The 15143-nt window shown below is 30.0% G+C and carries 11 protein-coding genes; 9 read left to right on the top strand and 2 right to left on the bottom strand.

The genetic code is table 11. From position 1 onward, the window contains the following. Positions 1–38 precede the first annotated feature (38 nt). The 3 genes from Q0T35_RS04310 to Q0T35_RS04300 all read left to right on the top strand — a co-directional run bounded on the left by Q0T35_RS04310 (position 39) and on the right by Q0T35_RS04300 (position 2719). On the top strand, positions 39–923 hold the full coding sequence (locus Q0T35_RS04310; RefSeq protein WP_295841096.1) for a DMT family transporter: 885 nt from the start codon (positions 39–41) through the stop codon (positions 921–923). 52 nt (positions 924–975) lie between these two features. Beyond that, a complete protein-coding gene (locus Q0T35_RS04305; protein ID WP_295841095.1) occupies positions 976–1575 on the top strand; it encodes a CDP-alcohol phosphatidyltransferase family protein in 600 nt (199 codons plus the stop codon). 121 nt (positions 1576–1696) lie between these two features. Continuing rightward, positions 1697–2719: an FUSC family protein gene (locus Q0T35_RS04300; protein WP_295841093.1), complete on the top strand. Its 1023-nt coding sequence runs from the start codon at positions 1697–1699 to the stop codon at positions 2717–2719. 14 nt (positions 2720–2733) lie between these two features. On the opposite strand, the gene Q0T35_RS04295 is transcribed toward Q0T35_RS04300, so the two are convergent. After that, positions 2734–3075 (bottom strand): helix-turn-helix domain-containing protein, encoded by a 342-nt coding sequence (locus Q0T35_RS04295; RefSeq protein WP_295841092.1) that lies wholly within the window; start codon positions 3073–3075, stop codon positions 2734–2736. 231 nt (positions 3076–3306) lie between these two features. Here Q0T35_RS04295 and Q0T35_RS04290 point away from each other — a divergent pair, with 231 nt between their 5' ends. Beyond that, the gene (locus tag Q0T35_RS04290) at positions 3307–3984 is read left to right on the top strand and encodes a family 16 glycoside hydrolase (protein WP_295841090.1); all 678 of its coding nucleotides are present in this window, start codon (positions 3307–3309) and stop codon (positions 3982–3984) included. A gap of 40 nt (positions 3985–4024) precedes the next feature. On the opposite strand, the gene dnaE is transcribed toward Q0T35_RS04290, so the two are convergent. Then, positions 4025–8392 (bottom strand): DNA polymerase III subunit alpha, encoded by a 4368-nt coding sequence (gene dnaE, locus Q0T35_RS04285; RefSeq protein WP_295841089.1) that lies wholly within the window; start codon positions 8390–8392, stop codon positions 4025–4027. A gap of 364 nt (positions 8393–8756) precedes the next feature. Here dnaE and Q0T35_RS04280 point away from each other — a divergent pair, with 364 nt between their 5' ends. The 5 genes from Q0T35_RS04280 to Q0T35_RS04260 all read left to right on the top strand — a co-directional run bounded on the left by Q0T35_RS04280 (position 8757) and on the right by Q0T35_RS04260 (position 15103). Next, positions 8757–9047, top strand: coding sequence for a hypothetical protein (locus Q0T35_RS04280; protein WP_295841087.1), 291 nt, complete (start codon positions 8757–8759; stop codon positions 9045–9047). Positions 9048–9281: 234 nt separating this feature from the next. After that, positions 9282–10601: an aspartate kinase gene (locus tag Q0T35_RS04275; RefSeq protein ID WP_295841084.1), complete on the top strand. Its 1320-nt coding sequence runs from the start codon at positions 9282–9284 to the stop codon at positions 10599–10601. A 133-nt stretch (positions 10602–10734) separates the two neighbouring features. Then, positions 10735–11391, top strand: a complete 657-nt coding sequence (locus Q0T35_RS04270) for an NAD(P)H-binding protein (protein WP_295841083.1) — start codon at positions 10735–10737, stop codon at positions 11389–11391. A 277-nt stretch (positions 11392–11668) separates the two neighbouring features. Next, positions 11669–13984: a type I DNA topoisomerase gene (topA, locus tag Q0T35_RS04265; protein ID WP_366937725.1), complete on the top strand. Its 2316-nt coding sequence runs from the start codon at positions 11669–11671 to the stop codon at positions 13982–13984. Next, positions 13985–15103, top strand: coding sequence for a hypothetical protein (locus Q0T35_RS04260; RefSeq protein ID WP_295841081.1), 1119 nt, complete (start codon positions 13985–13987; stop codon positions 15101–15103). Positions 15104–15143: the final 40 nt, after the last annotated feature.

The raw sequence follows: 15143 nt of genomic DNA, 5'->3' as shown, positions 1-15143 counted from the left end.
TATTAAATTTGCACAAAACATTTATCTAAATATATACCATGAAACTTCCAGCAATAGTTCAACTACACATTATTGTATTTATATGGGGATTTACAGGAGTAATAGGAAAACTAATATCCCTAGACGCCATACCTTTAGTTTGGGGAAGAACATTGGTAGCTGCTCTTATATTATTTTTTTATGTAAGTCTTTTTACAAAAAAAAAATTGTTAGTATCTAAAAAATTGATTTTACAACTCTTGGGCTGTGGAGTAATAGTAGGAATACATTGGTCTTTATTTTACGGATCTATCAAAATATCTAATATATCAATAGCAACCTCCACACTATCTACAGGAACCTTATTTGTTGCTTTTCTAGAACCAATTTTTTTTAAACGTAAAATTAAAATGTCAGAAATAATTCTAAGTTTAGTAATTATGACTTGCATATTTTTTATATTCAATACTGAAATAAGCTATTGGAAAGGTATACTTTTAGGAATCAGCTGTGCATTTTTATCTGCATTATTTTCTGTAGTTAATGGAATTATGTATAAAAAAGGAAGTTCAGATATCATAACCTTTTATGAAATGGTTGGAGCTTTTTTTACCTTAACGGCTTTAATGACTGTATGTAACGATTGGGAAGCCATAGCAACAATAAAGATAGAGGATGTATTTTGGCTGTTAATTTTAGGAGGATTACTAACAAGTTTTCCTTTATTAATGACTATGAAGCTCATGAAACATATAACTCCTTTTACTTTAATGCTTTCCGTAAATTTAGAACCCGTGTATGCTATACTTATAGCTTTTTTAATTTGGAAAGATTCAGAAAAAATGAGTCCTGTTTTTTATATATCGACTTCCATTATGATTCTTGCGATTTGTGTAAATGGATATCTAAAATCCAAGAATAATAAAATAAGCATTACTAAATAAATAATAGTATTTGCACTATTTTTGATTTTAACACAAGATAAAGTTAGTTATCATGTGTTATATACCCAAACTTCTAATGATATTTAGGTTATTGTTAGGACCTGTAATCATTTATTTGGCCTATAAAATTGAAGAGACTAATAAACTGTATATTGTTATTCTAATGTATTTGGGCTTATTATCTGATATTTTGGATGGGATAATTGCAAGAAAATTAGGGGTAGCTACTGAAAAACTAAGACGAATGGATAGTCTGATTGATCTGATTTTTTGGATTTCCATAGGTATTTCTTCATGGATTATAAGCCCGAAAATTATTGAAAATCATTTGATTCTTATACTTGTTTTGATTTTATTGGAAGGATTATGCTATATAATCAGTTTTATACGATTTAAAAAAGAAACCAGTACTCATGCCTATTCATCAAAATTGTGGGGAATTACTTTACTTTTAGTCTTTACCTCAATTATTGGATTTAATTACGGAGGATTCTTCTTTTATCTTACGGTTATTGTAGGACTTATTTCTTATATAGACATTTTATTAATACTATTCCTATTGCCAAAATGGGAACACGATGTTCCAAGTTTCTTTCATGCCTATTTAATAAGAAAAAATATACCATTTAAAAGACATTCTTGGTTTCATTAAGCGGTAAAAGAATACCCTTGCATAATTGTATAAGTAAAAGTAATTAAATATGGGTTTTAAATAATGAGAGGTATGAATTTATTGAAACGATGTGGTCACATTGAATGAAAAATAAAAATAAATGAAAATTTCAATAAAAGAGAAGGATAAAAAAGATTTAACTATGGCATTATATTGTTTGCCTGGTATCTTAATTATTTATAGCATAGGGTTTATATTTAAGGATCTTATTTATACAAGCATTGCAGTAGGTGGAGCCGTAACAGCAGGATATGGTGCTAATAAGAAAATTTTAAAATATCCTTTTGCTCCTATGATTATTTCAGTTATAGGAATGAGTGTATGTGCTTTTTTAGGTTCATTAATTGGACATTCTTATATAGGTTATATGATATGTTGTATTTTACTAGCATGTTTAGCCACTTGTGTAGGAACTATTAATCAAACCGCTTGGTGGATCGTTTTGCAATGGTCTATTGCCTTTTTTGTCGGTGGGTTTTATGTAGGTAACGTTTGGTCAGCACTACAAAGAGGAATTTTAATTCTGTTAGGTGGCTTATTTCAATCAGTATGCATTATATTTTTAATAGAAAAATTTTCATTTCAAAGAAATATTATAGATCCTGATAATCTTTTATCAATTATTAAGAATATATACGAAAATATTGATAAAAAAATACGTTTTCATACAACTATTATTTATGCGGCTTTAGCAATGATAGTTTGCTTTCTACTTATTCATATATTTAATATAAAATACTATTATTGGGTCATTATGACAGCCTTGGTTATTTTAAAACCGGATTTTATTGATACTTTAAAAAAAGCAAGTATAAGATTGTTAGGTACATTCATAGGATTTTTAATAGCCTATGGATTGATTAGGTGGAATTCGTCAAAATATAGTATGGTAATAGAAATCATTATATCATTATATTTATGTTATGTATTTGCTAATCGTAAATATGCAATATTTACAATATTCTTAACCATAAGTACAGTATTAATGTTTTCAATAAATGGCTCATCTGGTGAAGAAATAGCAATGGAAAGACTAATTTCGACATCAATAGGAGGAATATCTGCAATTCTGATAATGAGTTTAAGTTTCCTCCATCTTAAAAAAATAAAAAAGAATAGATAAAATATTGTTTATATTTATTTGAATATTTCATCTTTATGACTTTCAACCCAATCAATCATTGACTGAATAATAGGAAGTACACCTTTTCCCGTTTCAGATAAATAATATTCTACTTTGGGCGGAATTTCTAGATATGCTTTTCGTATAATTAAATTATGTTTTTCTAAATTTTTTAAAGTTTTTGAAAGCATTTTTTGAGAAATATCAGGAATGTTCTTTTTAAGTTCCCCATAGCGCATAGGAAGACCTGATTGCAGAACAACCAATATTAACAAGGACCATTTATCACTAAACCTGCTCAATATATTTCTAATAGGGCAGGAAGGATATTTTAAATCAAGGTTTCTAATTTCCATTTTTATTCTAAATATACAATACTATACTATATAATAATAATTTAAGTTAAATAAATGTTAATGTATCGAAATTATATAATTGATATTCAATATTTCTAACTCTATAGGTTCGTAAAGAACCTAATTGTTCGGTTAACTTCATTAGTCTAATTTTGAATGATATCAAAATCATTAGATAAATGACAATAAATTTTAATTTAAAAATTAGTTATAACAAAAATATTTTTTACCATGATGATAAGAAGACTTCTAATACCCATATATTTACTACTAATATCTTCAAATTTAAAATCTCAAAAAACGGTAGATTTATCTTTGCATAATTTGAAAGCCGTAAATACGATTATGGATTTGGAAAATAGGGAGGGAGAAAAAGTAGTTAGAGCAGTGAAAGACTTGGCTGTAAAAGAATTTGACGAACCTACTTTTGTACGAATTAATTCTATAAATTTTTCGAACGGAATAATCGAAGTTAAGGTATTAAGCAGTCTCTTAGCCGATGCTCCTGATTTTGCGCGAGGATTTATTGGAATAGCTTTTCGCATTAATGATACTAATTCTAAGTTTGAAAGTATTTACCTTCGTCCTTTAAATGCAACCGTTGAGGATCAGATACGAAGAAATCGAAGCATACAATATTTTTCCTATCCGGATTTTAAATATCAACGATTGAGACAAGAATTCTGTGGTAAATACGAGTCCTATGCAGATATAGCACTTAACGAATGGATCCAGATTAGGATAGAAGTGCAAGGTGAAAAAGCTAAATTATATATAAATGATGCAAAAAAACCTTCATTTATTATTAACGATTTAAAATTGGGAGAAAATCAAAAAGGTGCAATTGGACTATTTGTTGACATCGGCACGGAAGGATTTTTTAAAGATATAAAGATAACGTTACAATAAAAAATGAATTGTATTTAGATGTTGAGATTCAAAGATAATTCTAATTTAACTTGAAATCTAAATACAATTCGTTTTTTATTACATCTAATATTTCTTTATTAATATTCACCCTACGATTCATGGATTGAGATTCTAAATACACATTATTTTTTTTATCAATAATTTCAAAATGTATATCTTTAGAACCTGAATTTTCATCACAGACCTTATTTAAGGCAGTAATTGTATTTTCGTCTAAATTTTCCAAATTAATTTTGATAGTTAGTTTCTTAGCATGTTTTCCTATTATATCGCTCAGTTCCTCAATGTTCAACACATTTATATAAACAAACCCATTATCTTTAATCATACCAACAGTGATTCTAACCAAAACAAATAAATTAGGAATTAAATATTTTTGTAAATCCAGATAATTTTTTTTAAGTTTTAACGAAATAGTTCCCGTTTTATCTTCCAAATCAAAAAATGCTATTCTTGTTCTTCCATTATTAATTTCTTTATGTTCAAAACGAGAAATCATTCCAGCTATATAAACCTCTTTGTTAATATATTTATCTTTGTTTTCATTAATCTCAGCAATATCTGTAGGTTTTATTAAAGCGATTTCATATTTATAATTATCCATAGGATGAGCTGAAATATAAATTCCAACTACTTCCTTTTCTCTGCTAAGCTTATACATGGTGCTCCATTCTTCGGTTTCAGGAATTACAGGTTTCATCACATCAAAACCGTCGTCTCCCAGATCACCAAATAAAGAATTTTGTGCAGAATTTTTATTATCTTGATAAGCCATACCGTATCTTACTAGCTTTTCAATAGTACTAGAACCATTTTCTTCTTTAAAAAATTGAGCACGATTCGTAGACAATCCATCGAATGCACCTGCCAAAACTAAATTTTCAAGCACTTTCTTATTAATATTTTTTAAGTCAGCTCTTTCAAAAAATTCAAACAAGTTCTTGTATTTTCCATTATTATATCTTTCACTTACCACAGCTTCCACAGCATTTTCTCCAATACCTTTTATAGCTCCCATCCCAAATCGGATTGCTCCCTTTTCGTTTACAGTAAACTCATAATCACTTTCATTAACATCGGGTCCGAGTACTTCAAGCCCCATATTTTTGCATTCTTCCATGAAAAAACTTAAAGTAGTAAGGTTATTTAAGTTGTTACTTAGCAGAGCTGCCATAAATTCTGCCGGATAATGGGCTTTTAAAAAAGCGGTCTGAAAAGCAATAAAAGCATAACAAGTTGAATGAGATTTGTTAAAAGCATATTGTGCAAAGGCTTTCCAGTCTTCCCATATTTTTTTTAGCTTATCCTCCGGGTGTCCACGTTCAATAGCTCCTTCAAGAAAACGAGCTTCCATTTTATTAAGAACCTGAATCTGCTTTTTACCCATAGCTTTTCTCAACACATCCGCATCACCTCTACTAAAACCAGCCAATTTTTGAGAGAGAAGCATTACTTGTTCTTGATATACGGTAATACCATAAGTATCGGCAAGATATTCTTCCATATCTTTCAGATCATAGGTAATTTCTTCTTTACCATTTTTACGGTTAATAAAGTTTGGAATATACTGTAAGGGACCGGGACGATATAAAGCGTTCATCGCTATCAGGTCTTCAAACTTATCGGGTTGTAAAGCTTTCAGGTGCTTTTGCATTCCCGGAGACTCGTATTGGAATATCCCCACGGTATTTCCATTTTTAAATATTTCATAAGTTTTTTCATCATCCAATGGAAACTCATCCGGATTTAAAACTGTTCCGGTTCTCTTTCTGATGATTTCAATTGTATCACTTATTATTGTTAGCGTACGCAGCCCTAAGAAATCCATTTTCAACAGACCAGCGCTTTCCACTACAGAGTTGTCAAATTGTGAGACCAATAAAGAAGAATCTTTGGCCACAGCAACCGGTATTAAATTGGTTATATCTTCAGGGGTAATTATAACACCGCAGGCATGAACCCCAGTATTTCGAAGACTACCTTCCAATTGAAAAGCATTTTGAATAACTTTTCCTTCCAGATCGTTGTCATCAAATTTTTGCTTAAGTTGAAGAACCGGTATAGATTCTTCTTTGCCAAAATCCTTAATAAGTTCATCTTCAGACTTATTTTTCAACTTGGTAAGATTTAAATTAGAAGGTAAATTTTTGGATAAACGATCCGTATCACTCAAAGGCAATTCCAACACCCTACCCGCATCTCTGATAGCAGATCTACCTGCCAAAGTGCCGTAAGTAATAATTTGAGCAACTTGATTTTCTCCATATTTATCGACCACCCATTGTATAATTTTTTCACGTCCTCTATCGTCAAAATCAATATCAATATCGGGTAAAGATACACGATCCGGATTTAAAAAACGCTCAAAAAGTAAATCATATTTAATTGGGTCTATGTTTGTAATACCGATGCAATAAGCAACGGCAGATCCAGCAGCCGAACCACGTCCGGGACCGACAGAAACTCCCATTTTTCGAGCCTGAGAAGTAAAATCCTGAACGATGAGGAAATATCCCGGATATCCCGTTTTAGCAATAGTTTCCAATTCAAATTCCAATCGTTCTCTGGTTTCCGCAGATAAATCATTACCATATCTTTTCTTTGCTCCTTCCCAAGTAAGGTAAGCTAAATAAGCATTTTCTCCTCTTTTACCTCCATCTATCTCATCCTCTGGGTTTTTAAATTCTTCCGGAATTTCAAACTTCGGAAGTAAAACATCTCTTGTTAATTGGTAAGGTTCAAATTTCTTTATAAAGTCTTCGAAATTTTCAATAGCCTCAGGAATGTCCGCAAACAATTCAGCCATTTCGGTTTGAGATTTGAAATTGTATTCATCGTTAGGGAGACCGAATCTTTTTCCGAAACCTCTTCCTTTAGGAGTTGATTGTTTTTCGCCGTCTTTGATACACAAAAGAATATCTTGAGTTTCAGCTTCTTTTTTATTTATATAAAAAGTATCGTTTTGAGCTAAAACTTTAACCCCGTATTTTTTTGCAAATTTTAATAAAACTTTGTTTAGATGTTCTTCCTCGTCTAAATGATGCCTAAGTAATTCTACATAAAAATCATCCCCAAATAAACCATACCAATAAATAAACGCTTCTTCAGCCTGTTTTTCTCCAACATTTAATATTAAGCTGGGAATTTCTGAAGTTAAACTTCCGGTAGTAGCTATTAAATTTTCTTTATATTGTTCTATAAGCTCTTTTCCAACTCTAGGATATCCAGCATACAATCCTATTTTGTATCCTAAAGTAGATAATTTTGAAAGATTCTTAAATCCCTCATGATTTTTAGCAATTAAAATTTGAGTATATCTACGATCTGGATTATCCTTTGTAAATTTATTTTGTTTATAATATTCAGATATATACAATTCGCACCCAATAATGGGTAATATTTCTCTCTTTAAAGGTTCCGTACTACCATCTTCTAAAATTTTGGCATTGTGTTCATTAATAGTTCCGTTGGCTTTTTTAATCTCATTAAGAAAAGCAAAAGCTCCCATTAAGTTACCTGTATCCGTTATGCCTAAAGCAGGCATATTATATTCAATAGTCTTTTTTATCAGGTCAGCATGTTTACTGGTGGAAGTAAGAATTGAATAAACGGAGTGATTATGAAAATGAAAATAAGAAGTATAATTTATTTCATCCAATGACTTTTTAGTACCTCCAGAAAATTCTTTACGTTGTTTGTTAAAATCTTTAACCTGAGTACGTATTACTATATCAAAGGGTTGGAAAGGTTCAGGATGGTTTTTAATAAAAGAACTAAGCTCTTCTTCGGTACAATGCAATTTATTTGCACTCACTTGATTTAGTCTAACTAATTCCCAAAAAGCCTGAGCAGTTGCATTCACATCTGCAGCAGCATTGTGAGCTTCGTCAAAACTGTGTCCGAATAATTTTTCATATAATTCGGAAAGTTTTGGAAATTTGAAACCACCTCCCATCCCACCGGGAAGCGCACAAAAGTCTACGCCTTCACGAGCAGTATCAATTAAAGAAAGATCAGCAATCTTATTCTGTATAGATTTTCTATAAAATTCGGTTCCGACAATAGGAATATCAAAAGCAATATTCTGTCCTACCAAAATTGGATTTTTGTCTAATACAGCATTAAATTGCTCAAGTACGGAAGTAAGGTCATGCCCTTCAGCTAATGCTTTTTCAGTACTGATTCCATGAATTTTCTGGGCATTAAACGGAATGTCATATCCTTCAGGTTTAATAATATAATCATAGTTTTCAATTAAATTACCATTTTCATCATGCAATTGCCAAGCAATTTGAACCATTCTTGGCCAATTTTCAGTATCAGAAACAGGAGCATTTGCATTAGCCGGTAGACCAGTGGTTTCAGTATCAAAAACTAAGAATTTCATGATACAAAGTTAGTGATTTCCTAATGAATTATTGATTATAAATACGGCAAATACAGTACTTTAAAATAATATAAATTTTAATAATAAAGAAATTAGTTAAGTTAAATTTTAATGCTAACTAATAACTATTTTATGTAAATATAAGGCAATAAATGTAAATTTTATATTTTATAAAATGTATAAGAGATATGGAATGAATTATTAGTTTCTTGTTTTATAATTGAGAAGTTCTTAAAAAAGAAAAATAGTTCTATTCAAAAATAATTAATATATAAATCTAATTTTAATTAAAGTTTTTATTATGACAACATATTTGGAATCATTTTTGTTTATTTTATACTAAAAAGTAATTAAAACCTATGGCATGGAAAATAATATTATTGAAAAACTTCAAAAAGAGGTAGGATTAAGTGAAGAACAAGCTATAAAATCCTTACATATTATAAAAGACTATATGGATAATGAAAATATTCATGTTGATTGGGAAAAGTTTTTTAAAGGAAAATATGAACATTTTAAAGATACAGTTACTTCTTTTTTTAGTAAAGTAGGAGATAAGGTTGAAGACTGGAGCGATAAAATAGGAGATAAGGTTGATGATTTGACTACAGAAACCAAACGGAAAATAAGAGACGTATCTAAAGATAAAGACTAATGGAGTATATCAACAAATGCCATGGAAGCTTATTATTAAGCTTCCTTTTTTATTAATATTAGTAAGGCTAGAATAATATTTTGAATTTAACACTTACCTCAATTTTAGGAACATAATTTTAAAATAGTAGAAGCTATGAAGTGATAATAGTAATAAATGGAATCTTTTTTATATAAAAATATCAAATAACTCATAAAATATGTATTTTTGTATCTCTCCTTTAATAAGATAAAAATGTTACTATTAAAATTTGGAGGCACAAGTGTAGGAAGTGCCGAACGTATTAAGAATTTGGCTGAATTAACTAAAGGGAAAAAACCTAAAATAGTTGTTTTATCAGCAATGAGTGGTACTACAAATTCCTTAGTGGAAATTTCTCAAGCATTATATGAGAAAAATATACAAAAGGCAAAAGAACTTATAGACACTCTGGAAAATAAATATAGAAACGAAGTAAAAGACTTATATAAGAATGAAACTATCTTAAAAAAAGGTAATGAACTACTAGATGAATATTTTGGTTATTTATCTTCATTTTTAAAATTTCCTTTATTTACTTCGAAGGAAGAAAAAATAATTTTAGCACAAGGAGAACTTCTTAGTACATATATGTTTCATTTCTATATGAGTGAAATAGGAGAGAAGACTCTACTTCTTCCAGCCTTAGACTTTATGAGAATAAACAAAGATGGGGAGCCTGATTTTCCTTATATCGAAGAACATATTAAAGAAGAACTTAAAAAATATCCAGATATAAATTATTTCATTACTCAAGGATACATATGTAGAAATGCCCAAGGAGACATTGATAATTTACAGAGAGGAGGAAGTGATTATACGGCTTGCATAATCGGAGCAGCTATAGACGCAGAAGAAATACAAATCTGGACAGATATAGATGGAATGCATAATAATGATCCACGATTTGTTGACAAAACCCATCCAATAAGCGAATTAAGTTTTGAAGAAGCAGCAGAATTAGCTTATTTTGGAGCAAAAATTTTGCATCCAACATGCATCCTTCCGGCACAAAAAAGAGGAATACCCGTAGCCTTAAAAAATACAATGCAGCCTGAGGCTAAAGGTACTTTAATAGGTAATATAAATACACCTGAAGGTATTCGTGCCGTAGCGGCAAAAGATGGTATTTACGCTATCACCATTAAAAGCGTTAGAATGCTATTAGCTTATGGATTTCTTAAAACCATATTTGAGATATTCGATAAGTACAAAACCTCAATTGATATGATTACAACTTCGGAGGTGGCCGTTTCTTTGACTATAGACAATTCATCGAACTTGGATAATATCTTAAAAGAATTAAATGAGATTGCCAATGTTGAAGTTGAAAAAGATCAAACAATTATCGCAATAGTAGGAAATATTGCTAAAAATGAAGCAGGGTATGCAGTTAAAATTCTCGATGCCCTAAAAGACATACCTTTGCATATGATTTCATATGGAGGAAGTGAACATAATATTTCTGTAGTAATAGATAGTGTAAATAAAAAAGAAGCTTTACAAGCGCTTAATACTAAACTTTTCGGATATTAAAATATTCAATATAAATTAACTAGAAAGAATTACATTTTTAAAAAAGCTTTTAAGAAACGCCTTAATAGCTTTTTTTTATCTTTATAAATAAAATTTTATACTAATTTAAGTATAAATCAAATACATTATCAAGTTGAATAAAACGGCAATAATAATAGGAGCAACCGGATTAGTAGGTAGTAGTTTATTAAATTATCTCTTAAAAAGTTCAAATTATACGAAAGTAATTCTTCTAGCTAGAAAAAATATTGAAATTAAACATCAAAAACTAATTTGCTACCAAATTGATTTTGATTTAATTGAATCCTACAAAGATTTAATTACAGGAGATGATTTCTTTTGTTGTTTAGGAACAACATTAAAAAAAGCTCATACTATTGAAAACTTTAAAAAGGTTGACTTTAATTATCCATTGCAATTTGCTCAAATAGCTAAAACCAATAAGGTGAAAAATTTTTTATTAATATCTTCAATTGGGGCTAACTCAGAATCAGGTAATTATTACATTAAAACTAAAGGGCAATTAGAGGATAAAATCAAAGAGTTGTTTTTTCATGGAACTTTCATTTTTAGGCCATCGATTTTAAAAGGTCATCGAAATGAACTTCGACTTAAAGAAAAAATAAGCGAAATATTTTTATCTATATTTTCATTTTTATTATTAGGGAAATTAAAAAAATACAGACCTATCTTGGCAACACAAGTAGCAAAAGCTATGTATATAGAAGCTCAAAAGGGCTTAAAAGGAATATATATTTTTGAGTCGGATGTCATGCAAAATATAGAATAGAATTTTATCTAAAAATATTACACTATTCGATAATAAAAAACTAACGAAAAAATATAGCAAAAAATAGTAAAAGTGTACATAAATTAGGAAAAAACTAAATGATTTCATAAAATTAGCTAAAATGGTAAATATGAATGTGCAAATTCAATCTAATAAACTGCAATACTATGAAAATTAAACATTTATAGATGGGAAAAATTGCATATTAGAAAATAAAAAAGGAAACATTAATTATAATATTGGTAAAAAATTTCTAATTTCGCGAAAAATTATTCATATGAATCTGGTAATTGTTGAATCGCCTGCAAAGGCCAAAACAATAAAAAAATTTTTAGGAAAAGATTTTGAAGTTGAATCAAGTTATGGTCATATAACAGATCTGGCTAAAAAGGATATGGGGATAGATATGAAAACCTTAGAACCTATATACCAGGTTTCCACGGATAAAAAAGAAGTCGTGAAGAAACTTAAATCTTTAGCAAAAAAAGCGGATACAGTTTGGTTGGCTTCCGATGAAGACCGTGAAGGAGAAGCCATTGCCTGGCATTTATTTAATGAATTAAATTTAAAATCTGAAAATACTAAAAGAATAGTTTTTCATGAAATAACCCAAAATGCCATTCAAAAAGCCATTCAAAATCCCAGAACCATTGATATTAATTTAGTAAATGCGCAACAAGCTAGGAGAGTATTAGACAGATTAGTAGGGTTTGAAATGTCACCTATTCTATGGTCTAAAGTAAAAGCAGGTTTATCTGCAGGCAGGGTCCAATCCGTAGCAGTTCGTTTAATTTGTGAAAGAGAAAAGGAAATTGAGAAATTTATTCCGGTTCCCATTTATAAAGTAGAGGCAGATTTTTATAACAAATCAAAAAATTTATTAAAAAGTAAATTAAACACAGATTTTGCTGATTATTCGCAAGCATTAGATTTTATACAAAGAGCAAAAGGAAAAATATTTTCCATTTCCAATGTTGAAACTCGTCCAAGTAAAAGAAGTCCATCAGCTCCTTTTACAACATCTACCTTACAACAGGAAGCCTCAAAGTTAGGATTCTCAGTAAGTAGGACTATGATGATTGCTCAACAACTATACGAATCGGGATACATTACATATATGAGAACCGATAGTGTAAATTTATCCGAAGAAGCAATTAATTCAGCTAAAAGTGTTATTGTGAAAAATTTTGGTAACGAATATTTACACACACGTCAATATACCACTAAAAATAAATCAGCACAAGAAGCTCACGAAGCCATACGACCAACAAATTTATCTATGCAGGAGGCAGGGGCAGATGATTCTCAAAAAAAATTATATCATTTAATATGGAGAAGAACTTTAGCTTCACAAATGTCTGATGCAAGATTAGAAAGAACCATTGTAGATATATCCGCTTCAGATTTAAAAGAAAAATTTATTACAAAAGGCGAAGTAATTATTTTTGACGGATTTTTAAAAGTTTATCAGATCCAAAAAGATGAAGACTCCCCAGAAGAGGATAATGAAGGTCTATTGCCGAAAGTGGAAAAAGGTGAGATAGTACAATTATCACAAATCATAGGAGAAGAAAAATTCAGCAGACCTGCACCAAGATATAACGAAGCATCTTTAGTAAGAAAATTAGAAGAACTGGGTATTGGTCGTCCTTCTACCTATGCACCTACAATTTCCACCATTCAGAAAAGACAATATGTTGAAATAAGAGATTTAGATCCTAAGCAAAGAGAAGTAAAGAAAATATTATTAAAAAATGATAATATTAAAGAAAAAATAGAAGTGGAAAATTACGGAGGAGATCGAAGAAAACTTATGCCTACCGATATTGGATTGGTAGTGAATGAGTTTTTAACTGAACATTTTCCCACCATTCTAGATTATGGTTTTACCGCAAAAGTAGAAGAAGACTTTGATAATATTGCAGGCGGAAATGAGAATTGGAAAGAGATGCTATCCGGATTTTATAGTGACTTTCATCCGCATGTAGAAGAGGTTAAAGAAACAGCCGAAAGAGCTACTGGAGAAAGATTGCTGGGACAAGATCCGATAAGCGGAAAAAATATTTATGCACGAATTGGAAGATTTGGACCAATGATTCAGATGGGAGAAACAGAAGAGGAAGAAAAACCGAAGTTTGCCGGTTTAATGAAAGGGCAACATATAAATTCAATTACTTTAGAAGAAGCACTTAAATTATTTGAGCTTCCAAGGTATTTAGGAGATTATGAAGATAAAAAAGTGGAAGTAAATACAGGCAGATTCGGACCCTATGTAAAACATAATAGCAAATTTTTTTCTCTCAAACCTAAAGAAGGAGACGAAATTGCTACCATAACATTAGATAGGGCGATAGAATTAATAGAAGCTAAAAGAGAGGCTGATAAGAATAAATTTATTAAAGCTTTTGAAACCGAAGATCCTATCATAGAGATTTTAAATGGAAGATGGGGACCTTATATAAAACAAGGGAAAGAAAACTTTAAAATACCTAAAGAGGTTGAAGTAGATAAATTAACTCTTGAAGATGTTAAAAAAATTATCTCAGAAACAGGAAGTAAAGCTAAGGCAAAAAGCAAAACAAAAAAGAAATAAGTGGAGGCATTACGGCATTTTTTGCATCCGGTAGATGAATCTCTGTTATATGGGCTGCCTGATTCTGTAGGAAGTAAGATACAATTCTACTGGGATGATAAATTAGAAGAGAACAGTATAGTAATTATCGGTTGCCCTGATTTAAGGGGAACCGGACATAGTAAAGAATTTTCTAACATACGATTGATACGTGAAGAGTTCTATCGATTAATATGGAATGACTGGAATATAAAATTATATGATTTAGGCGATATCATACCAGGAGATGAATGGGAAGATACAGATTTTGCTTTAAGAAAGGTCTTGGAAGAATTATTGGAAATGAAAGTTCAACCCATAGTTTTAGGAGGAAATATGGGATTGAATTATACTGTTTATAAAGCACTTTCCATACTAAATAAACCTTTAAATTATACTGCGGTTGATACTAAAATTGAAATTGAAAATGCGAAGGGAAAATTAACCGATAAAAATTATCTATCTAAGATGATAGTGGAAGATGTAAATTTGTTGTTCAATTTTACCAATATAGGCTATCAAAGTTACTATGTATCTCAATCCACATTAAAAAAATTCAATACCCTTGATTTTGAGGGAATACGTTTAGGAAATATTGCTAGTAATATAAAAGATTCAGAACCGGTCTTTAGAAGTTCCGACTTTGTAGGAATTAATTTAGATTCGGTAGAATCCTATGATGGAACTCTTTCAACCGGAAGTACGGTAAATGGATTTACGAATAGAGAAATATGCAGTATATCAAGGTATGTAGGCTTGTCCAAGCAAATTAAAATAATCGGTATTTATAATTTTTTAGGATATTCATACAATAAAATGAATGAAAAGTTAGTTTCACAAATGCTATGGTATCTCATTGATGGTAAAAATCAGCAAGAGTATTATGAGAATGATGAATATATCAAATATACAGTCATACATGAAGATAAAGAACTGGTTTTTTTAAAAGATAAGTATGTTGATAAATGGTGGTTATCTATAGATATTGAAGGCGATGGAAATGCGGTTTTTTTAGTTCCTTGCTCGTTGAATGATTATAAAGATGCTTTAGAAGGAAATGTTCCAGAACGCTATTGGAAAACCTTTAAAAAATTTTTATAAAAAGATGAGAAGATTAAAATACCTCTAATTTTATTTAAGT

Origin of the sequence: uncultured Apibacter sp. (genome assembly GCF_946479295.1) — a bacterium.
Taxonomy (GTDB): Bacteria; Bacteroidota; Bacteroidia; order Flavobacteriales; family Weeksellaceae; genus Apibacter.
Note: the sequence above shows the minus strand (reverse complement) of the source record. Positions and strands in the feature narration are given on the sequence as shown.

Bases quoted from the DNA above. Each gene is read 5' to 3' on its own strand.
- Q0T35_RS04300 (WP_295841093.1), top strand. From the start codon at position 1,697: ATGAAAATTTCAATAAAAGAGAAGGATAAAAAAGATTTAACTATGGCA.
- Q0T35_RS04310 (WP_295841096.1), top strand. From the start codon at position 39: ATGAAACTTCCAGCAATAGTTCAACTACACATTATTGTATTTATATGG.
- dnaE (WP_295841089.1), bottom strand. From the start codon at position 8,392: ATGAAATTCTTAGTTTTTGATACTGAAACCACTGGTCTACCGGCTAAT.
- Q0T35_RS04275 (WP_295841084.1), top strand. From the start codon at position 9,282: ATGTTACTATTAAAATTTGGAGGCACAAGTGTAGGAAGTGCCGAACGT.
- topA (WP_366937725.1), top strand. From the start codon at position 11,669: ATGAATCTGGTAATTGTTGAATCGCCTGCAAAGGCCAAAACAATAAAA.
- Q0T35_RS04305 (WP_295841095.1), top strand. From the start codon at position 976: ATGTGTTATATACCCAAACTTCTAATGATATTTAGGTTATTGTTAGGA.
- Q0T35_RS04290 (WP_295841090.1), top strand. From the start codon at position 3,307: ATGATGATAAGAAGACTTCTAATACCCATATATTTACTACTAATATCT.
- Q0T35_RS04280 (WP_295841087.1), top strand. From the start codon at position 8,757: ATGGAAAATAATATTATTGAAAAACTTCAAAAAGAGGTAGGATTAAGT.
- Q0T35_RS04295 (WP_295841092.1), bottom strand. From the start codon at position 3,075: ATGGAAATTAGAAACCTTGATTTAAAATATCCTTCCTGCCCTATTAGA.